Below are 17,837 nucleotides of genomic sequence, written 5' to 3' on the forward strand. Positions count from 1 at the left end.
GGAGCGGACACCCGCCGGCGAACGGCCCGCCGCCCGGCCGTTCCCGGTGACGCCCCCAACGACAAGAACCCGTATCGCACCGCCCCCACCCGTTCGGGCGCGGTGGTCGCGTGGAATCCCGCCGAGGGGCGTCCGCAGGACATCTGTCGTCGCCACAGCAGTTTTTCCACCGGGCCCCGACTAGAGTTCCCCGTGGGGAATCCGTCCCCGTGGCGGACCGTGCCCACCGTGGTCCGCGGAAAGGTGCGTATGCCTTCGGGAAGTCAGCCGTACGCCGACGGCCGGCAGCCGGACCAGGACCGGCTCCCCGTCGCCGACCGGCTCGACGACGACCATTTCCCGGCCTACACCATGGGCAGGGCCGCCGAACTGGTCGGAGCCACACCCGCTTTCCTCCGCGCCCTCGGCGAGGCGCGGCTGATCACCCCGACGCGCTCGGGAGGCGGCCACCGCCGCTACTCGCGCCACCAGCTGAGGCTGGCCGTCCGGGCCCGCGAACTGGTCGACCAGGGCACACCGGTCGACGCCGCGTGCCGCATCATCACCCTCGAGGACCAGCTGGAACAGGCCGAACGCGCCAACGAGGAGCTGCGCCGGAGCGACGCGGGGGCGGTCCGCGGACGCCGTTGAAAATCTGTCCCCGCCGAAACAGTATTTCCGCTCCCGCCGGAGAAAATCTCTTTCCCTAAACATGTCGCCGGTGTTTTATTCCAGTGATTTTCCTCGCTTGCCGTCGACTTCTTCCGTGCTAGGCTGACGTCAGTTGCAGTTGTGGTTGCCAGTTTGCTACCGGGTCTCCGGGCAGGTGATCATCGCGACGATGAAGGGATTCGTAAAGTGCGAGTCCCAGCACTGTCTCAGGAGAATTGATATGGCCACCGGTACGGTGAAGTGGTTCAACTCGGAAAAGGGCTTCGGCTTCATCGAGCAGGACGGCGGCGGCGCTGACGTGTTCGCCCACTACTCGAACATCGCCACCTCGGGCTTCCGTGAGCTCCAGGAAGGCCAGAAGGTGAGCTTCGACGTCACGCAGGGCCAGAAGGGCCCGCAGGCGGAGAACATCGTCCCCGCCTGATCACCGGCGCAGGGATCGTAAGGGCAGGGGCCCGCACTTCGGTGCGGGCCCCTGCCCTTTGTTTTTCCGCCGTTCCCCGCCGTTCCCCGCCGCTTTCCCGCCGCTCTCCCCTCGTATTCCACGCGGGATCAACGCGACCGCAGCCCTTTCGCCCGCAGCGCGTCCACCGCGATCCGCGCGGCCGTGCCGATCACCGCGTCGGCCGCCGGAAGGGTGGCCGCGGTGTGCGCGGTCCGGGTGAACACGGCGACGGCGTAACGGCCCCCGTCCGGATACTCGACGACACCGACCTCGTTGCGCAGGGTCGGCAGACTGCCGGTCTTCCCGGCGACGTGCACGTCGTCGAACGGGAAGCCCGACGCCAGACGGTGCGGCCACACCTGCAGCCCCAGGATCCGCCGGACGGCCGCCCCGTGCTCCGGCGTACACGCCTCGTCCCGCCACACGGCGGCCAGCAGCCGGGTCATGTCGCGCGGTGTGCTGCGGTTGGTGCGGGCCGGGTCGAGCGCCCGCAACCGGGTGATGACCCGCGGGTCGGCGAGCGCCCGCGCCCCGTCGGGACCGGCGTCCTCCCTGACGGTGGCGAGCATCTCGCCGAAGGAGTGGACGGCGAGCGTCCGCGTGAGGCCGAGCCGGGCCGTCGTCGCGTTGACGGCGTCGAGACCCACCCGGCGCAGCAGCAGGTCGGCGGCGGCGTTGTCGCTGACCGCCATCATCAGGAACGCCAGGTCGCGCAGGGACATCCGGACCGCGTCCAGCATGGCGGCCACCCCGGTGGGACCCGTGGTGCGCCCGGCGGGCGGGCACTCCACCTGCTCGGTGAGGTCCAGCAGGCCCGCCGCCGCCTGTTCGTGCAGCGTGACCAGGACACACAGCTTGTGGACACTGGCCGTGGGGACCGGCTGGTCCGCCCCGGCGTCGAGCTGCGCCCCGGAGTCGATGTCGAGCGCGTGCAGCCGGCCGGTGACCCCGGCGTCGGCGAAGGCCGCGTGGATGCGGGCGAGGGCGTCGGTCACAGCCACCACTCCGATGCCGGGCGCAGGTGCAGCGGACGGGTCGGTACGTCGGGGGTCGCGCCGGCGGTGGTGCGCAGCGCGTGCGTGGCCGCCTCGGCGAAGGCGTGCACGGCGGCGTCCCCGCGCCCCCTGGACCAGGCGGCGGAGTGCCGCAGCGCCGGCGCCCCACCGGTCAGCGGACGCCACACGACGTCCGGTTCCCCGCCCTCCGGGGGCGGCGGCAGGGCGTCGCGCGGGCACAGGGCGACGGCCCCGGTGGAGAGCACCAGACCGCGTACGAAGCTGGCGCCCTGGCCGTGACGTACGGCCGCCGGGGTGAAACCGCCCCGGGCGCAGGTGGTCAGCAGGTCGTCGTAGAGGGCGGGGGCCGCGGCGCGCGGGAACAGGATCAGGTCGTGGCCGGCCAGCGCGACCAGCGGTACCGCGTCGAACCCGGCCGCCCCGGCCGAGCGCGGCAGCAGCACCCCGAGCTCGCGCCGCAGCACCGGGCCCAGCTCCAGACCGGAGACGTCACACGGGTGGTGGACGACACCGACGTCCAGTTCGTGGGCCGCGAGCCGGGCGAGCTGCTGCGCCGTGGACAGCTCGTGCAACTCCAGCTCCAGGCCGTCGTGACGGCGCCCGAAGTCGGCGAGCAGGGCGGCGACGGTCTCGCCGGAGAGGTCCGGGGGCAGCGCCGCCCGCAGCAGCCCCGTCTCGCCGTCGCGCACCCGGCGCGCGGTCGCCAGGAACGACTCGGAACGGGCGAGGAGCTCCCGGGCCTCGGCCAGCAGCAGCCGCCCCGCCTCGGTGATCGTCACCTGACGGCTGGTCCGCTCGAACAGCCGCACGCCCAGCTCCCGTTCCAGCCGCTGGATGCGCTGCGACAGCGGCGGCTGGGCCATTCCCAGACGGGTCGCGGCACGCCCGAAGTGTGACTCTTCTGCAACAGCCACGAAGCACTCCAGGTGCCGCACCAGGTCCACGATCAGCAACGATATCGAGTACTGATCGATCCGTGATCGATAGCGGTCTTGGACGTACGGCCTTTGTCGCTGCTGTTGTCGGCGCATGAGTCCTTACGCCGACTTCCCCTTACCGCCCCGGCACTCGCACCCGCCCCCGTCCCTGCTGTCCGCCGTACCCGCGTCCTGACCACACCGTCCTGACCTGATCCGACAGTCCTGACCGAACCGTCCGAAAGGGACCTCCGTGACCGCACACCTCTCCCGCCGCGCGATGCTCCTGGCCGCGGCCCTCACCCCCGTGGCGGGACACGCCACCGGCACCCCGGCGTACGGCCGCGACCTGGCGGGCCCGCCGGCACCGAGCCGCACCTCCACGCCCTCACCGGTGGACCCCCGGAGCCTCACCGACCTGGAGCGCGAGTACGGCACCCGGCTCGGGGTGTACGCCCTCGCGACCGGGACCGGCGCCACCGTGGTCCACCGCGCCGACGAGCGCTTCGCGCTCTGCTCCACCTTCAAGACGCTCGCGGCGGCCGCGGTCCTGGACCGGCACCCGGTCGCCCGTCTGGACCGGCGCGTCACCTACACCCGGGCCGACCTCGTCACCTACTCACCGGTGACCGAGAAGCACGTCGACACCGGCATGTCCCTCCGCGACCTCTGCGACGCGGCCGTACGGTACAGCGACAACACGGCCGCCAACCTGCTGCTGCGCGAGATCGGCGGCCCGTGCGCACTCACCGCCCACCTGCGCGGACTCGGCGACCGCGTGAGCCGCCTCGACCACTACGAACCCGAGCTGAACAGCAACCCGCCGGGAGACCCGCGCGACACCACCAGCCCCCGGGCCGTCGCCGCCGACTACCGTGCCCTCGTCCTCGGCCACGCCCTGCCGGCCCCGAAGCGGGAACTGCTGACGGACTGGCTGGTCCGCAACACCACCGGCGACCTGCGCATCCGGGCCGGTGTTCCCCGGGACTGGAAGGTCGGCGACAAGACCGGCACCGGCGACTGGGGCCGGGCCAACGACGTCGCCGTGCTCTGGCCGCCGCACGGCGCCCCGCTGGTGATCGCCGTCCTGACCGAACGGCCCGACCGCGAGGCCGCCGCCAGCGACGCCCTGGTCGCCGAGGCCACCCGCCGCGTGCTCGACGTCCTCGTCTGAGCCGCGGGAGCGGCCCGCGGCGTCAGTCCTGCCTGGGCGCGGCCTGCTGGACCACCTCGAACGACCACAGCGTGGCGTCCGTGGCCGCCGGCCGGGGCTTCTCGCCCTGCGCCCCGCCGTGGGCGGCCTGGGCGCGGCCGGCCATCCAGCGCTGGAAGTCCTCCTCGCTCCGCCAGCGGGTGTAGACGAGGTAGGTGTCGGTGCCTTCCACCGGACGCAGCAGCTCGAACCACTCGAACCCGTCCGAACCCTCCACCGCCCCCGCCCGCGCGGCGAACCGCTGCTCCAGCGTCTCGCGCTGCTCCGCCGGGACCGTGAGTACGTTGATCTTGACGACGCTCATGTCCCGATTGTTCCGCAGGGCCGGTCCGGGACACACGGAGGGGTCGTGAGCCGGTGCCGGGTGACAGCACACGGGTGCTGCGCCCCGGCGGGAGGTCAGCCGAGGCAGATCACCAGGAGGCAGAGCCGCTCGGAGTCCGGCTCGGCCGCCGGGGGCGTGGACGGGGCGGACGGGGTGGGCTGGGAGCCGTCCCCCTGGCCGGTGCCGCCGTCTCCGTCGCCGCTGCCGGTGGCCGGGGACGGCGTGACCGTACCGGAGCCGGAGCCGGAACCGGAACCCGAGACGGACTCCCGTTCCGGTTCCGTGTCCGAGCGCGAGCCGGAGCGGGAGACGGGGTCCGGGGAGGTCGTACGCGGCTGCGACGGCGCCGCCGTCTCCGGGGCGGCGGTGTCCGTGCGGGCGTCGGAGGGGGCGGCGGGTTCCGGTGCGGCCTCGGCGTCCGTCCGCCCGCGCCCGTCGTCGGCCGAGGGCGACCGCACCGTACGGTCCGGGGAGGCGGCCGGGGTGCCCGGGTCGTCGTACTGGTCCGCGGGGGCCTTCGCGCCGCCCATGCCCCTGAGGTCGGGTGCCGTGGCGGCCTGGGTGCGGTCCGTGCCGCTCCGGTCCAGGGAGGCGAGGGTCAGCCCGCCGCCGACGAGAGCCACGGCCGTCGCGACCAGGGCCCGCCGCTGGGTCTTCTTCCAGCGGACCAGCTGCCGCCGCCGCGCCGCCCGGCCCGTACCCGTGGACCCGGAGGCCCGCGGCGCGTCGCCGGGAGGCGGGGCCGGAGGAGTGGCGACGGCACCGGGCGCGGCGGCCGTCGCCGGTCCGGGGACGGTGCGGCCGCCGATGACGGCGGGCGCGATGTCGGGGGCGTAGGCACCGCAGCCCGGGCAGACCAGGGCGCCGTTCAGATGCCGGCGACACGTGGAGCAGTAGTCCATCCGCTGTCTTCCTGAGTTGGCGTACCGACTCCGACGCCCGCCGGGGCGAGGGGTCCGGAGCAGGGGACAGCCACGCTAACGACGCCCCCGGCCCACTGTGTGCAGCCTGTGTGCCGCTCCTGCGCACATTCTCCGTACGGCCCGCGAGGGTGCCGTGAGCACGCATGCCGCACCACCGCACAACGGACACAGTCACTGGGTCACCATGCTGCACCCGCCCGGAAGGCCCCCACGTGAACCCCCGCACCACCCCCCGCACCCGCGCCGCTTCCCCACGCCGTTCCGCCCTGCTCCTGACCGCCGGCCTGTCGGCCCTGTCGCTCACCGCGTGCGGTGTAGTCGACGCGGTGGGCGGCGACGGGGCCGCGTCGCCGGACCGGGACTACGACATCACCGTGGGCCTGCTGCTGCCCGACAAGGACACGGCGCGCTTCGAGAAGTTCGACCACCCCCTCATCGAGAGCCGCGTCGCGTCCCTGACCAACGAGCAGGGCAGGGTCGTCTACGCCAACGCCGAGGGCAGCGAGGACAAGCAGAGCGAACAGTTCCAGAGGATGATCGCCGACGAGGTCGACGTGATCGTGGTGGACGCGGTGGACTCCAAGGCCGTCGCGCCGGACGTGGAGAAGGCGAAGGAGGCGGACATACCCGTCATCGCCTACGACCGTCTCGCCGAGGGCCCGGTCGACGCGTACGTCTCCCACGACAACGAGCTCGTCGGCCAGGTGCAGGGCCGCGCCCTGGTGAACGCGCTCGGCGAGGGCGCCGAGAACAGCAAGGTCGTCATGTTGAACGGCGAGCCCGCCGACCCGAACACGGCGCTGTTCCGCAAGGGCGCGCTCGGCGAACTGGACGGCAAGGTGGACATCGTCAAGTCGTACGACACCGGCAAGTGGCTGCCCGAGGCCGCCGCGGAGCACATGCGCGAGGCGGTGAAGGAGGTCGGCGCCGGGAACATCGCCGCCGTCTACTCGGCGAACGACGGCATGGCGGGCGCCGTCATCGAGGTGCTCCAGGACGCGGGCGTCACCGACCTTCCGCCGGTGACCGGGCAGGACGCCGACCTGGCGGCGGTGCGGCGGATCGTGTCGGGCACGCAGTACATGACGGTGTACAAGTCGTTCCTGCTGGAGGCGACGGGGGCCGCGGACATGGCGGTGGCCAAGGTGCAGGAGAGGTCGATCCAGTTCGACGCCCTGGCGCGCGACGTGGTCGACAGCCCGACGCACAAGGACATCCCGGCGATGCTGGTCCCGGTGGTCGCCCTCACGAAGGAGAACATCGAGGCCACGGTGGTCCAGGACGGCGTCTACACCGTCGAGGACATCTGCACCGGGAAGTACGCGGCGGACTGCGCGGAGATCGGCCTGACGTCGTAGGAAGCGGTCGGCCACGCTGCTCATGACGTCACGACGTCGCCGTCGGAGGTGACGACCGGGCGGCCCCCGCACGCCGAGCGGCCACCGGCGTACGGGGGCCGGCGGCCGCTCGGGCGGTGTGACGGTGCGGGGGACGGGCCGGTCAGTCGTGGTCGAAGATCCGGCGGCTGCTGCCGAGGTCCAGGAAGACCGTCTCGCCGCTGGAGTCGCTCAGGCCGTCGTTGTCGGTGACGGCGTAGACGCGGCCGTTGCCGGCCACGGTGAGGCCCTCCAGCTTCTCCTGGGTCCAGCCCTTCGTGGCCCGCAGGTCGGGCAGTACGTCGTGGGCGAGCCGCTTCCTCAGGACGGGGAGCGTGTTCGCCGGGGCGGCGGATTTCGGCAGGTCGACCGTGTAGATCCGCTTGACCTTCGCGGCCGGGCCGTTCAGCTTGTCCCGCTCGACGACGGCGAGCCGGTCACCGACCACCGTGATCTCGGACAGGCCGATCCAGTCACCGGCCGTGGTGGTGGTGCCGAGCCGGTAGCCGTACCAGCTCCAGGTGCCGGCCCGGACGTCGTAGCGGCCGAGCCGGACGACACCCGCCGGGTCCGTCTTCGCCTCGCGCTGGAGCGCGGCCCAGACGATCTCGTGGCCGCGGGCGTCGGTGGTGGCGGTGACGCCCTCGAAGCCCTGCGAGCCGAGGTTCGCGGCGACGTCCGACGGCAGCGGGACGATCTGCCGGGTGACGCCGGAACGGTCCAGGCGGACCAGCTGGTTGCCGGCGCCCGTCTTCCCCTCCACGGCCAGCCAGAAGCCGCCCTGCGGACGGGCGAAGATCCCTTCGGCGTCGTAGCCGGCCGGCTTGCCGTCGGCGTCCTTGACGGTCAGCTCCCGCTCGATGACGGCCGGCTCGTGGCCGGCGTCGACGGTGAGGACACGGGTGGTGTCGTAGGCGGCGTCGGTGACCGTGTACAGCGCGTCGGGGCGGCCCGGCACCGCCGACAGGGCGCCGAGCGCGCCCCAGCCGATCGGCGTGCCCGCGGAGTCCGTGGCCGAGACGATCGACGGCTGGGCGGGGGTGCCCTTGCCCAGCCGGAACAGGCTCACCGTGGCCCGCACGCCCGCCTCGGCGTCGTCCACCTCGCTGGAGACCGCGAGCAGGCCGCGCGACGGGACCGGCAGCAGCCCCTCGGGGCCGTTGGTCGTCGGCAGCAGCTGCTTGAACACCGGCCGGGTGGGCCTGCTGATGTCGTAGACGGCGACGAAGTTGCCGCGCTCGGAGCCGACGAAGGCGTACCGCACGCCGTCGTAGGTGGCGATCGCCAGGCCCTCCGGCTCGGTGCCCTTGTTCTCGGCGCGGCCCTCGTCGAGCAGCCCGTGGCGGGCGGCGAGGTGCTCGAAGGTGTTGCCCGCGTCCCAGACGACCTTCCCGGTGCGGCTGTCGAAGACGCTCCAGCCGCGCGTGCCGCCCTTCCAGTCGCCCTCGTTGGCGGTGGCCAGGTAGCGGTCGTCGATCCAGCCGATCGCGTCCGGCTCGCGCGGCACGTCGGTGATCGAGCCGGTCTGGTCGATCACGCCGTCCTCGACGGTGTCGATCCCGTCGACGGAGGCGGTGCCCGCGGTGAACGCCTTGGTGATCCGCCCGGTGGGCAGGTCGACGAGGACGACGCCGTTGTTCTCCTGGAGGGTCACGGCGAGCTGTCCGCGGCCGTTGACGGAGACGTACTCCGGCTCCGGGTCGGTGGGTTCGGCGATCCCGGCGGCGGTCAGTACGGGCAGCGCGGACCCGTCGGCCTTCGTCAGCGCGACCTTGCGGATGGCCCACTTCGCGGGCGAGGACCCCTTCAGGTCGACGATCCGTACGAATCCGGCGGGCGCCTGCGGCAGGTCGCCCTCCTCGCCGCCCTCCGGGGCGGCTTCCTCGTCGCGTTCGTTCTCGATGGCGATGGCGGCGTACCGCTTGTCCTTGCTCAGCGCGATCGAGTCGGGCTGACCGCCGAGGTCATGGCTGGTCACCCGGGTGCGGGTGCGCAGCGAGATGACGTCGAGGCGGCCGGAGGGCTCGGTGTAGGAGGCGCTGGTGTTCACCACGACCAGCACGTACTCCCCGACGACCGTCACGGACGTCGGCTCGTCCTCGGCGTCGCCCAGCGAGGCCAGGGACAGCGTGCCCAGGCCCTCGGGCCGGCCGGGGTCGCTGATGTCGAGGAAGCCGATCCGCTTGGCGGCGGCGTCCGTGTACACGAGCGTGCGGCCGTCCTCGCTGGTCGCCGAGATCTCGGCGACGGTCTCGGCGGCGGCGTCCGCACCGGCCGGACGGTTCCGGAAGACCGGGTAGGTCGCGGTGCGTTCGAACGCCACCGGCCGGTGCCGGCCGTGGTCCGCGCCCTTCCCGTGACCCGCGTGCGCCACGCCCGCGCCCGCCAGGGCGCCCGCGGTCACGGCCAGGGCCGCGAGCGCGGCGTGGGTTCTCTTCGGGAGCATCGTTCCTCCGGTGTGGTCCACTGCGGAGCCGGATCGTCGCACCCGTCGGCCAGGGCCGTCGGACGCGCCGGTGAACAACGGGCGAAGATCGCGTACTCCGTCGGCGATCCGGCGGGTCTGCTGGTACTGCCTCGGTGCTTCCTCGGTACCTCTTCGGTGCCGCCTCGGTACCTCCTCGGCATCGTCCGAAGCATTGTGACGCAGCACACATGGTCCGGGGCGATGACTCCGTCCCTCGTCGTTGGTCGTACACACGACAACACCGACGTGAGGAAGGCCCGGCCATGACCCACACGCTCCGCGCACCCCACTCCGTCGTCCCCGCCTCACCCATGTCGCGTCCGGCGGCACGGTGGGCCGTGGCCGGCGGGGTGCTGGCGGGCCCGCTGTTCCTCACGGCCGGTCTCGCCCAGGGCTTCACGCGGGAGGGCTTCGACTTCACCCGGCACGCGATCAGCCAGCTCGCCCTCGGCGGGGCCGGCTGGATCCAGACCGTGAACTTCCTGCTCACTGGTGCCTTACTCGTCGCCGGGGCGGTCGGTCTGCGCCGGCTGCTGGACGGTGGCGCGGGCGCGACCTGGGCCCCCGTGCTGGTCGGCGTGTGCGGTGTCTCGTTCTGGGCCGCCGCGGCCTTCCCCGCCGACGCGGGCGCGGGCTTCCCCGCGGGCTCCCCCGACACGGCCACGCTGAGCGGACACGGAGCCGCCCACATGGCCGCCGGGATGGCCGGTTACCTCGCCCTGTGCGCCGCGTTCGTCGTCCTGGCCCGTCCGCTCGCCGGCCGCGGCCACCGCGGCTGGGCCGTCGCCTCCCGCGTCGTGCCCGTCGCCGTCCTCGCCGGATTCGCCGGTTCCGCCTCCTCCGTCCTGGTGTTCACCGCGGGCGCGGGCCTCGGTCTGCTCTGGCTGGCGGCCCTGACGGCCCGGCTGGCCACCACCCCGGCGGACCGCTAGCCGGCCGGCCGCCGCGACCGGTCCACCGCCGCACCACCGACCGGCCTCACCAAGACCTCTTCGACTCGAAAACCACAAGACAGGGAGCTCCCCATGACCGACGCCGTGAAGGGTCCTGCCAGCTACTTCCCCTCCATCGAGAAGAAGTACGGCCGGCCCGTCGCCGAGTGGAAGGAGCTCATCCGCTCCTCCCCGCTCACCAAGCACATGGAACTCGTCACCTGGCTCAAGACCGAGCACGGGCTGGGCCACGGTCACGCCAACGCCCTGGTCGCCCACACGCTGGCCGAGGACAGCGGCAGGTGACCACCGGGCGCGGGCGGGAGGGTCAGGCGCCGGCGTCCAGGCGGTCCGGCAGGCCGAAGAGCGGGAAGAGCCGCCCGGTGTCACGGAAGGCCGTGATGCCCGTGACGCGGTCGCCGGAGAACTCGACGACCTGCAGGGCCCAGGGCTCGTAGCCGCTCCGGTCCGCGCGGGGACGGTACTGGCCGAACGCGGGGGAGCCGTTGGCCACCACCGGGACCAGACGGGACCCGCGGCATCCGACCGCCGGCCCGGTCAGCCAGGCCTGGATGTCGGGAACGCCGCGCATCCAGTGGGTGTACGGCGGCAGGCACAGGGTGGCGTCGACGTGGAGGAGCATGCTCAGCTCCTCCATGTCGTAGCGGGAGAAGGCCGTGGCGTACCGCTCGGCCAGCAGCCGCACGGCGTCGGACGGCCGGGGGAGCGGCCCGTCGGCGCCCTCGCGGCGGGCGGCCAGCGTGGCGCGGGCCCGCTGCAGGGCGCTGTTGACCGAGGTGACGCTGGAGCCGTGCAGTTCGGCGACCTCGCGGGCGGAGAACCCCAGTACGTCCCGCAGGATGAGCGTGGCCCGCTGCTTGGGCGGCAGGTGCTGGAGCGAGGCGACGAACGCCAGCCGCACCGACTCGCCGACCGCCACCTCCGTGCCGGGGTCACCGCCCGGGCAGGGCTCGATCCACAGGACGGAGTCCGCCGGGGCGCCGGGCGGCACGGAGCCGTCGGCCGGACCGGAGAGGTCCATCGGCAGCGCCCGGCGCCTGCCCGAGGCGAGGGCGTTCAGGCACACGTTGGTGGCGATGCGGTACACCCACGACCGCAGGGCCGACCGCCCCTCGAAGCGCTCGTAGCCCCGCCAGGCCCGGACCAGCGTCTCCTGCACGGCGTCCTCGGCCTCGGTGAACGAGCCCAGCATCCGGTAGCAGTAGCCGGTCAGTTCGCCCCGGAACTCCTCGAGCTGCTCCACCGCCGTCTCCGGCCCGGCGACTCCCATGCGTGCCCCTCCCCCTGAAGAACCCCCGGTACGGCTCGACACCGCACGCCCCGGCCACCGGTCACCTTAAGCCGCGGGCCGCCGGGCCCGCTCCCCGTGCCGTGGACGGGGTCGTTTCCCGTCCGCCGACCGTACGGGACGGCCTGGTGCGCCTGTCCCGGCACCACGGACGGATGTCTCCGCGCGCCCGCCCGGAGGGCCCGGTCACCCCGCGGGGGCTACGATCCGGGCATGGCGCTGAGCGTTCGGGACGTGGACCGGTTCGAGGCCTTCCGGCCGCGGCTGGAGGCCATCGGCTACCGCCTCCTCGGCTCCGCGAGCGAGGCCGAGGACGCCGTGCAGGAGACGTTCCTGCGCTGGCAGGCCGCCGACACCGGCCGCATCGAGGTTCCCGAGGCCTGGCTGACGAAGGTGCTCACCAACCTGTGCCTCAACCAGCTCACCTCGGCCCGCGCCCGGCGCGAGACCTACGTGGGCGAGTGGCTCCCCGAGCCGCTGCTGGCCGGTGACCGGATGCTCGGCCCCGCCGACACCGCCGAACAGCGCGAGTCGGTCTCGTACGCCGTCCTCACCCTGCTGGAACGCCTCACCCCCAACGAGCGGGCGGTGTACGTGCTGCGGGAGGCCTTCGACTACCCGCACCGGGAGATCGCCGAGATCCTCGACCTCACCGAGGCCGCCAGCCAGCAGATCCTCCACCGGGCCAGGAGGCACGTCGCCGAGGGCAAGGCGCGCACCGAGATCGACGAGGCCGCCGCCCGGCGGGTCGTCGACGAGTTCCTCGCCGCCGCCACCAGCGGCCGGACCGAGCCGCTCGTCCGGCTGCTCACCCAGGACGCCGTCGCGGTCGGCGACGGCGGCGGGAAGGTCCCGGCCCGTGCCAAGGCGTTCGAGGGCGCGCTCGCGGTCGCCACGTTCATGCGGGGCCTGTTCAAGCCGGGCAAGGCCAAGCGCGCCCTCGTGGGCGGCTCGCCCGACGTCTACGCCACGACCGCCAACGGCGACCCCGCCCTGGTGGTGGTCCTCGACGGCCGGGTCGTCGGCATCATGTGCTTCGCGGTCACCGCCGAGGGCATCACCGCGATCCGCAACCAGGTGAACCCCGACAAGCTGGAGCGCGCGACCCGGCTCTGGGCGGCCGCCGGCGACCACGGAGAACCTCTGCTCACCGTCTTCTGACCGACATGTGACTCACGTCACATCCTGCTCCCGTCAGGAAACGGCGGGCCGCCCGGTTCAAGGGGCGACCCGCCGCAGATCCGACGACAGGAGCAGGGAAATGCAGCACCGCATCATCGTCCTCGGAGCCGGATACGCCGGAGCCGTCGCCGCCGGCCGCCTGGCCAGGCGGCTGCGCCGCGAGGACGTCGCCATCACCCTCGTCGACGCCGATCCCGACTTCGTCGAGCGCGTCCGGATGCACCAGCTCGCCGTGGGCCAGGAGCTCAGGCCCCGTCCCTTCAGCGAGATGTTCGCGGGCACCGGCGTGGAACCGGTGCGGGCGACGGTGACGGCTGTGGACGCCGACCGCGGGACGGTCACCGTCACCGACGGCACCGAGGGAACCCGGCGCCTGACCTACGACACCCTCGTGTACGCCCTCGGCAGCGGCTGGGACCCCCAGGGCGTCCCCGGCACCGCCGAACACGCCCATGAGATCGCCGGTCGTCCCGGCGCCCTCCGCCTGCGCGAGCGCCTGGCCGGTCTGGGCGCGGGGGAGTCCGTGGTGGTGGTCGGCGGCGGACTCACCGGTGTGGAGGCCGCGACCGAGATCGCCGAGTCCCGCCCGGACCTCGACGTCTCCCTCGCCGCCCGCGGCGAGCTCGGCGACTGGCTCTCCGCCAAGGGCCGCCTGCACCTGCGCAAGGTCTTCGGCGGGCTCGGCATCACGGTGCACGAGCGGACGTCCGTCACCGCCGTCGGGGCCGACCACGTCACCACCGCCGACGGCCGTTCCCTCCCGGCCGCGGTCACCCTGTGGACCACCGGATTCGCCGTCCACCCGATCGCGGGGGCCACCACCCTGAAGACCTCGGGCACGGGCCGGATCGTGGTCGACGGCACCATGCGCTCGGTCTCGCACCCGGACGTGTACGCCGTCGGCGACGCGGCCATGGCGGCGGGCCCCGGCGGCAAGCCGCTGCGGATGTCGTGCGCCTCGGGCGTCCCCACCGCCTGGCAGGCCGCCGACTCCATCGCGGCCCGCCTGACCGGCGGCAAGCTGCCGAACGTGCCGCTGCGCTACTTCAACCAGTGCGTCTCGCTGGGCCGCGGGGAGGGCCTGATCCAGTACGTCACCGCCGACGACCGCGCCGTCGGCGCGGCCCTGACCGGACGCCTCGCCGCCCGCTACAAGGAGCTGGTCTGCAGGGCCGCGGTCTGGGGCGTGGCCAACCCGACCCTCGGCATCCCGACCCGCGCCCGCGGCGTGCTCCACGAGCCGACCGCCCCGGACCCGACGGCCGAGGCCGCGGCCTGACGCACGCGTGGTGGGGCACCGTGCCCGGGCCGCCCGCGCCCGCGTGGTCAGCTCGGGCCGGCGTCGGCGCCGTGGGACGCCTGGTTCGCGGCACGGCGGTACTCGGCGTTGATGCGCTGGGCTTCCTCGAGCTGGTCCTCGAGGATGACGATGCGGCACGCCGCCTCGATCGGGGTCCCCCTGTCGACGAGCTCGCGGGCGCGGGCGGCGATCCGCAGCTGGTAGCGGGAGTACCGGCGGTGTCCGCCCTCCGAGCGCAGCGGAGTGATCAGACGGGCCTCACCGATGGCCCGGAGGAAACCGGGGGTGGTGCCGAGCATCTCGGCGGCCCGGCCCATGGTGTAGGCGGGGTAATCGTCGTCGTCCAGACGATCGCTGAGCGGAGTGTCTGCTGCCATGTCACCTCGTTGTACAACGCGTCGAGGGGCCCTGGTGCCGCACGGCACCAGGGCCCCGAAGGAAATTGAACACCATCGGTCGGCCCTCATGCTGTGCCGACCTTCTGTTTCCGCTATCCAGCCCGGTGGGGGCGGGAGTGCGGGGATCGCGGTTGCGTGACCAAAGACCACCATCCGTTCCGGGGTCCTGCGGTACCCGGACCGAAGGTTTCTCGGTGCCGGGCGATCCTGATGGCGTCTGCTCCTCCGTCCTTTCCTCTGGACCAATCACTGAGTGAAGGGGTACTGCGGTACTGCCACCCGCCAGTTCGTGTCTGCGGGTCTTGCTCGACCTTGTCAACGAGAAGAAGCCTAACCGCAGTGCGTCGTAATGTCTACTCTGGCAAAAGTAGAATTTGGTTTGTGGGTGCCGCAGATACCCTGTGGTCCACGACGGTGGGGAGCCCGCCGTCACGGACGGCGGGGCGGCGGGGCGGCGACACGACGACGAGGGCCCTGCCGACGCGCGTCGGCAGGGCCCTCGTGTCTCGTGGCGGCGGTCTTCCGCCGGTCCTCACACCGTCCGGAAGACGGTGTTCCCGGTGTTCCCGGCAGTGCCGGCGCGTCCGGGGCGGAGCGCGGACGGGGCGAACGACCCGTCGAGGACGTCCCGCAGGCGGATCCGGTCCGTGTAGGCGGGGTTCCCGCGGAGGACGGCGAGCCGGGCCAGGGTCATCAGGCCCGTGCTCCGGTCGTCCTCGTCGCAGAGGACGAGGTGATCGACCCGGGCGCCGGCCATGAGGGACAGGGCCACCTCGATCGTCATGTCGTCACGGACCCGGGGGCCGGACGCGCCCCCGTCGCCGGGCACGGCCTCGGGGAAGGGAACGCCTTCGAGGTGCTGCGTCCGAGCGGGTGTCATGGGTGCCTCCTGCCGACGGGGTGGACCTGCGATGACCGTGGTTCTAGGCGGCCGGGCCGAAGTCGGGCCGGCGCTGTGTCCTGCGGCTCCCTTCGCCGGCGGGACGGCCCTGTCCGGCGCGGCCCCGGCGGCCCCGGCGGCTCCGGGAGGGGGAGGACGCGCCGCGGGGACGTTCCGCCGCCGGAGCGGGGATGACGACCGGGACGCCGGAGGGGGCCTGGGCACCCGTGATGCGGCTCAGCTCCGCCTCGCCCGACCGGACCTGGGTGACCCGGGGGGTGATGCCCGCCGCCACCATCAGCCGGTCCATGTCGCGACGCTGACCGGGCGTCACCAGGGTGACGACGCTGCCGGACTCCCCGGCGCGGGCCGTACGGCCGCCGCGGTGCAGGTAGTCCTTGTGGTCGGTGGGCGGATCCACGTTGACGACCAGGTCGAGGTTGTCGACGTGGATGCCGCGCGCCGCGACGTTGGTCGCCACCAGCACCGTCACCTCCCCGCTCTTGAACTGGGCCAGGGTCCGCGTGCGCTGCGGCTGGGACTTGCCGCCGTGCAGGGCCGCGGCGCGGACACCGCTGCTCAGGAGGTGCTTGGTCAGCCGGTTCACCGCGTGCTTGGTGTCGAGGAACATGATCACGCGTCCGTCCCGGGCCGCGATCTCGGTGGTCGTCCGGTGCTTGTCCGCGTCGTGCACGTGGAGTATGTGGTGCTCCATCGTGGTGACCGCGCCGGCGGAGGGGTCGACCGAGTGGACGACGGGGTCGTGCAGGTAGTTCCGCACCAGCCGGTCGACGTTGCGGTCCAGGGTGGCCGAGAAGAGCATCCGCTGCCCGTCGGGACGCACCTGGTCGAGCAGGGCGGTGACCTGGGGCATGAAGCCCATGTCGGCCATCTGGTCGGCCTCGTCGAGGACCGTGACGCCGACGTCGTCCAGCAGGCAGTCGCCCCGCTCGATCAGGTCCTTCAGCCGTCCGGGCGTCGCGACGACCACCTCGGCCCCGGCGCGCAGCGCCCCGGCCTGCCTGCCGATGGACATCCCGCCGACGACGGTGGCCGGCCGCAGGCCCACGGAGCGGGCGTACGGGGTGAGCGCGTCGGTGACCTGCTGGGCGAGTTCGCGGGTGGGCACGAGGACGAGGGCGAGCGGCCGCCGCGGCTCGGCACGCCGTCCCGCGGTACGGGCCAGTACGGCGAGGCCGAAGGCGAGGGTCTTGCCCGAGCCCGTGCGGCCGCGGCCGAGCACGTCACGGCCGGCCAGGGAGTTCGGCAGCGTCGCCGCCTGGATCGGGAACGGCACGGTCACGCCTTCGTGGCCGAGCGTGGCCAGCAGCCGTGCGGGCATGTCGAGGTCGGCGAACGACTCGACGGCGGGCAGCGCGGGCGTGATCGTCTTCGGCGGCGCGAACTCGCCCTGTACGGGCCGTCCGGCCGACTGGTTTCCCCGGCCCTTGGAACGGCGCGGACCACCGGAACGGGAGGCGCCGGAGCGGGAGGCGCCGGAGCGGGAGGCGCCGGAGCGGGGCGCGCCGGAACCTCCTGCGGAACGGTCATGGGAGCGGGACGTGCGGGCACGATTCATGCGGAACCTTCCTTGATGAGGCGCGTACCAAGGAATTCCCGCAGCACAGGAGCGGCGCAGAGAATCTCGAGACGAGCCGAATTCGATGGGTGCGGCATCGGGGCGGCGGGGAAAACGTCACCGGCCGGTGAAGTGGCGGATCCTTTCCGCCGTGCGCCCCGAAATGCAGCGAGCCGGGGCCCGCACCCCAGAGGTGCGGGCCCCAGCTGCGAAGTACGCGTCGCCGCCGGTGTCAGGCGGAAACGATGTTCTCGGCCGTCGGGCCCTTCTGGCCCTGCGCGATGTCGAACGACACCTTCTGGCCTTCCTGCAGCTCACGGAAGCCCTGGGCGGCGATGTTCGAGTAGTGGGCGAAGACGTCGGGGCCGCCGCCGTCCTGCTCGATGAAGCCGAAGCCCTTTTCCGCGTTGAACCACTTCACGGTGCCGGTAGCCATGTCATTTCTCCTTCGGAGGCGGTATCAGGAATTCACCTTGTGTGAATTCCGTGTCGCCGTGATGATTAACCCGTCGGAAATGAACCTTCTGGCAACCACACCTGCAACTGGTAACGACAGTAGCACGGGGCGATCGGCCCTGCGTGGTCGATAATTTCGATCCGGTCGGCGTCCGGGGAATACGTGTCGCGCCCCGCGTCTGTTTCTCATGTCGCGGACACAGATATTGCCCTCCGCGGAGCGCGGGCTTCCCGCCGTGTGCCTCCGTCCGTACCTCTGTGACCTCCGCCGACGGTGGGGCCGGCGCCGCCGTCGCCGGAGGCCCCGCCGCCGGCGGCGAACGCGTCGAACCCCCACCGGTGCGACGAAGGTCACATTCACCGAGACGGAGGTCGTCTCCGCCGAGGCGTGGACGGCGCGCAGGTCTCGAAAGGGCAACGGGGGTTCCCCTGGGTGGCCGAATCTTGTTGAATCCTAAAGATCCTCAT

Annotated in this window: 18 protein-coding genes; 8 read left to right on the plus strand and 10 right to left on the minus strand. The window is 72.9% G+C overall.

The features are described 5' to 3' along the window. The first annotated feature begins 249 nt into the window (after window positions 1-249). Window positions 250-630: a MerR family transcriptional regulator gene (locus tag ACH5AO_RS18815; RefSeq protein ID WP_398925950.1), complete on the plus strand. Its 381-nt coding sequence runs from the start codon at window positions 250-252 to the stop codon at window positions 628-630. 241 nt (window positions 631-871) lie between these two features. Beyond that, a complete protein-coding gene (locus ACH5AO_RS18820; protein WP_003969786.1) occupies window positions 872-1,075 on the plus strand; it encodes a cold-shock protein in 204 nt (67 codons plus the stop codon). Window positions 1,076-1,203: 128 nt separating this feature from the next. On the opposite strand, the gene ACH5AO_RS18825 is transcribed toward ACH5AO_RS18820, so the two are convergent. Both ACH5AO_RS18825 and ACH5AO_RS18830 read right to left on the minus strand, forming a co-directional pair. Next, window positions 1,204-2,091 carry a serine hydrolase gene (locus ACH5AO_RS18825; protein WP_398925952.1) on the minus strand — a complete coding sequence of 296 codons (888 nt, stop codon included), beginning with the start codon at window positions 2,089-2,091 and terminating at the stop codon, window positions 1,204-1,206. Continuing rightward, the gene (locus ACH5AO_RS18830) at window positions 2,088-3,056 is read right to left on the minus strand and encodes a LysR family transcriptional regulator (RefSeq protein WP_398926327.1); all 969 of its coding nucleotides are present in this window, start codon (window positions 3,054-3,056) and stop codon (window positions 2,088-2,090) included. The genes ACH5AO_RS18825 and ACH5AO_RS18830 overlap by 4 nt, the downstream gene beginning before the upstream one ends. A 253-nt stretch (window positions 3,057-3,309) precedes the next feature. On the opposite strand from ACH5AO_RS18830, the gene bla reads away from it, so the two are divergent. Beyond that, window positions 3,310-4,203: a class A beta-lactamase gene (bla, locus tag ACH5AO_RS18835; protein ID WP_398926329.1), complete on the plus strand. Its 894-nt coding sequence runs from the start codon at window positions 3,310-3,312 to the stop codon at window positions 4,201-4,203. Window positions 4,204-4,225: 22 nt separating this feature from the next. On the opposite strand, the gene ACH5AO_RS18840 is transcribed toward bla, so the two are convergent. Together ACH5AO_RS18840 and ACH5AO_RS18845 are read right to left on the minus strand one after the other, a co-directional pair. Further along, window positions 4,226-4,546 carry an antibiotic biosynthesis monooxygenase family protein gene (locus ACH5AO_RS18840; protein ID WP_398925954.1) on the minus strand — a complete coding sequence of 107 codons (321 nt, stop codon included), beginning with the start codon at window positions 4,544-4,546 and terminating at the stop codon, window positions 4,226-4,228. A gap of 95 nt (window positions 4,547-4,641) precedes the next feature. Beyond that, on the minus strand, window positions 4,642-5,469 hold the full coding sequence (locus ACH5AO_RS18845; RefSeq protein ID WP_398925956.1) for a hypothetical protein: 828 nt from the start codon (window positions 5,467-5,469) through the stop codon (window positions 4,642-4,644). A 233-nt stretch (window positions 5,470-5,702) separates the two neighbouring features. On the opposite strand from ACH5AO_RS18845, the gene ACH5AO_RS18850 reads away from it, so the two are divergent. Further along, the gene (locus ACH5AO_RS18850; protein ID WP_398925958.1) at window positions 5,703-6,848 is read left to right on the plus strand and encodes a sugar ABC transporter substrate-binding protein; all 1,146 of its coding nucleotides are present in this window, start codon (window positions 5,703-5,705) and stop codon (window positions 6,846-6,848) included. A 142-nt stretch (window positions 6,849-6,990) separates the two neighbouring features. On the opposite strand, the gene ACH5AO_RS18855 is transcribed toward ACH5AO_RS18850, so the two are convergent. Next, window positions 6,991-9,312, minus strand: a complete 2,322-nt coding sequence (locus tag ACH5AO_RS18855) for an esterase-like activity of phytase family protein (protein ID WP_398925960.1) — start codon at window positions 9,310-9,312, stop codon at window positions 6,991-6,993. 284 nt (window positions 9,313-9,596) lie between these two features. Here ACH5AO_RS18855 and ACH5AO_RS18860 point away from each other — a divergent pair, with 284 nt between their 5' ends. Together ACH5AO_RS18860 and ACH5AO_RS18865 are read left to right on the plus strand one after the other, a co-directional pair. After that, a complete protein-coding gene (locus tag ACH5AO_RS18860; protein ID WP_398925962.1) occupies window positions 9,597-10,265 on the plus strand; it encodes a DUF998 domain-containing protein in 669 nt (222 codons plus the stop codon). Between the two features lie 93 nt (window positions 10,266-10,358). Beyond that, complete coding sequence (locus tag ACH5AO_RS18865) at window positions 10,359-10,571, plus strand: DUF4287 domain-containing protein (protein WP_366813000.1); 213 nt, start codon at window positions 10,359-10,361, stop codon at window positions 10,569-10,571. A gap of 22 nt (window positions 10,572-10,593) precedes the next feature. Here the strand turns inward: ACH5AO_RS18865 and ACH5AO_RS18870 are convergent, their stop codons facing one another. Next, entirely contained in the window at window positions 10,594-11,556 is a 963-nt protein-coding gene (locus ACH5AO_RS18870; RefSeq protein WP_398925964.1) for a sigma-70 family RNA polymerase sigma factor, read from the minus strand. A 231-nt stretch (window positions 11,557-11,787) separates the two neighbouring features. Here ACH5AO_RS18870 and ACH5AO_RS18875 point away from each other — a divergent pair, with 231 nt between their 5' ends. After that, on the plus strand, window positions 11,788-12,735 hold the full coding sequence (locus ACH5AO_RS18875) for an RNA polymerase sigma-70 factor (protein WP_398925966.1): 948 nt from the start codon (window positions 11,788-11,790) through the stop codon (window positions 12,733-12,735). 100 nt (window positions 12,736-12,835) lie between these two features. Then, window positions 12,836-14,035 (plus strand): NAD(P)/FAD-dependent oxidoreductase, encoded by a 1,200-nt coding sequence (locus ACH5AO_RS18880; RefSeq protein ID WP_398925968.1) that lies wholly within the window; start codon window positions 12,836-12,838, stop codon window positions 14,033-14,035. A gap of 47 nt (window positions 14,036-14,082) precedes the next feature. Here the strand turns inward: ACH5AO_RS18880 and ACH5AO_RS18885 are convergent, their stop codons facing one another. From ACH5AO_RS18885 to ACH5AO_RS18900, 4 genes are all read right to left on the minus strand, one after another. Further along, window positions 14,083-14,433, minus strand: a complete 351-nt coding sequence (locus ACH5AO_RS18885; RefSeq protein WP_398925970.1) for a helix-turn-helix domain-containing protein — start codon at window positions 14,431-14,433, stop codon at window positions 14,083-14,085. A 553-nt stretch (window positions 14,434-14,986) separates the two neighbouring features. Beyond that, complete coding sequence (locus ACH5AO_RS18890) at window positions 14,987-15,334, minus strand: CBS domain-containing protein (RefSeq protein WP_398925972.1); 348 nt, start codon at window positions 15,332-15,334, stop codon at window positions 14,987-14,989. 43 nt (window positions 15,335-15,377) lie between these two features. Continuing rightward, the gene (locus tag ACH5AO_RS18895; RefSeq protein WP_398925974.1) at window positions 15,378-16,913 is read right to left on the minus strand and encodes a DEAD/DEAH box helicase; all 1,536 of its coding nucleotides are present in this window, start codon (window positions 16,911-16,913) and stop codon (window positions 15,378-15,380) included. 232 nt (window positions 16,914-17,145) lie between these two features. Then, window positions 17,146-17,349 carry a cold-shock protein gene (locus ACH5AO_RS18900; protein ID WP_123453305.1) on the minus strand — a complete coding sequence of 68 codons (204 nt, stop codon included), beginning with the start codon at window positions 17,347-17,349 and terminating at the stop codon, window positions 17,146-17,148. Between the last annotated feature and the right edge of the window lie 488 nt (window positions 17,350-17,837).

Origin of the sequence: Streptomyces sp. NPDC018964 (genome assembly GCF_044390325.1) — a bacterium.
GTDB lineage: Bacteria > Actinomycetota > Actinomycetes > Streptomycetales > Streptomycetaceae > Streptomyces.

Coding starts and splice junctions, on each gene's coding strand:
- ACH5AO_RS18815 (WP_398925950.1), top strand. CDS start 250: ATGCCTTCGGGAAGTCAGCCGTACGCCGACGGCCGGCAGCCGGACCAG.
- ACH5AO_RS18820 (WP_003969786.1), top strand. CDS start 872: ATGGCCACCGGTACGGTGAAGTGGTTCAACTCGGAAAAGGGCTTCGGC.
- bla (WP_398926329.1), top strand. CDS start 3,310: ATGCTCCTGGCCGCGGCCCTCACCCCCGTGGCGGGACACGCCACCGGC.
- ACH5AO_RS18840 (WP_398925954.1), bottom strand. CDS start 4,546: ATGAGCGTCGTCAAGATCAACGTACTCACGGTCCCGGCGGAGCAGCGC.
- ACH5AO_RS18845 (WP_398925956.1), bottom strand. CDS start 5,469: ATGGACTACTGCTCCACGTGTCGCCGGCATCTGAACGGCGCCCTGGTC.
- ACH5AO_RS18855 (WP_398925960.1), bottom strand. CDS start 9,312: ATGCTCCCGAAGAGAACCCACGCCGCGCTCGCGGCCCTGGCCGTGACC.
- ACH5AO_RS18860 (WP_398925962.1), top strand. CDS start 9,597: ATGACCCACACGCTCCGCGCACCCCACTCCGTCGTCCCCGCCTCACCC.
- ACH5AO_RS18865 (WP_366813000.1), top strand. CDS start 10,359: ATGACCGACGCCGTGAAGGGTCCTGCCAGCTACTTCCCCTCCATCGAG.
- ACH5AO_RS18870 (WP_398925964.1), bottom strand. CDS start 11,556: ATGGGAGTCGCCGGGCCGGAGACGGCGGTGGAGCAGCTCGAGGAGTTC.
- ACH5AO_RS18875 (WP_398925966.1), top strand. CDS start 11,788: ATGGCGCTGAGCGTTCGGGACGTGGACCGGTTCGAGGCCTTCCGGCCG.
- ACH5AO_RS18880 (WP_398925968.1), top strand. CDS start 12,836: ATGCAGCACCGCATCATCGTCCTCGGAGCCGGATACGCCGGAGCCGTC.
- ACH5AO_RS18885 (WP_398925970.1), bottom strand. CDS start 14,433: ATGGCAGCAGACACTCCGCTCAGCGATCGTCTGGACGACGACGATTAC.
- ACH5AO_RS18890 (WP_398925972.1), bottom strand. CDS start 15,334: ATGACACCCGCTCGGACGCAGCACCTCGAAGGCGTTCCCTTCCCCGAG.
- ACH5AO_RS18895 (WP_398925974.1), bottom strand. CDS start 16,913: ATGAATCGTGCCCGCACGTCCCGCTCCCATGACCGTTCCGCAGGAGGT.
- ACH5AO_RS18900 (WP_123453305.1), bottom strand. CDS start 17,349: ATGGCTACCGGCACCGTGAAGTGGTTCAACGCGGAAAAGGGCTTCGGC.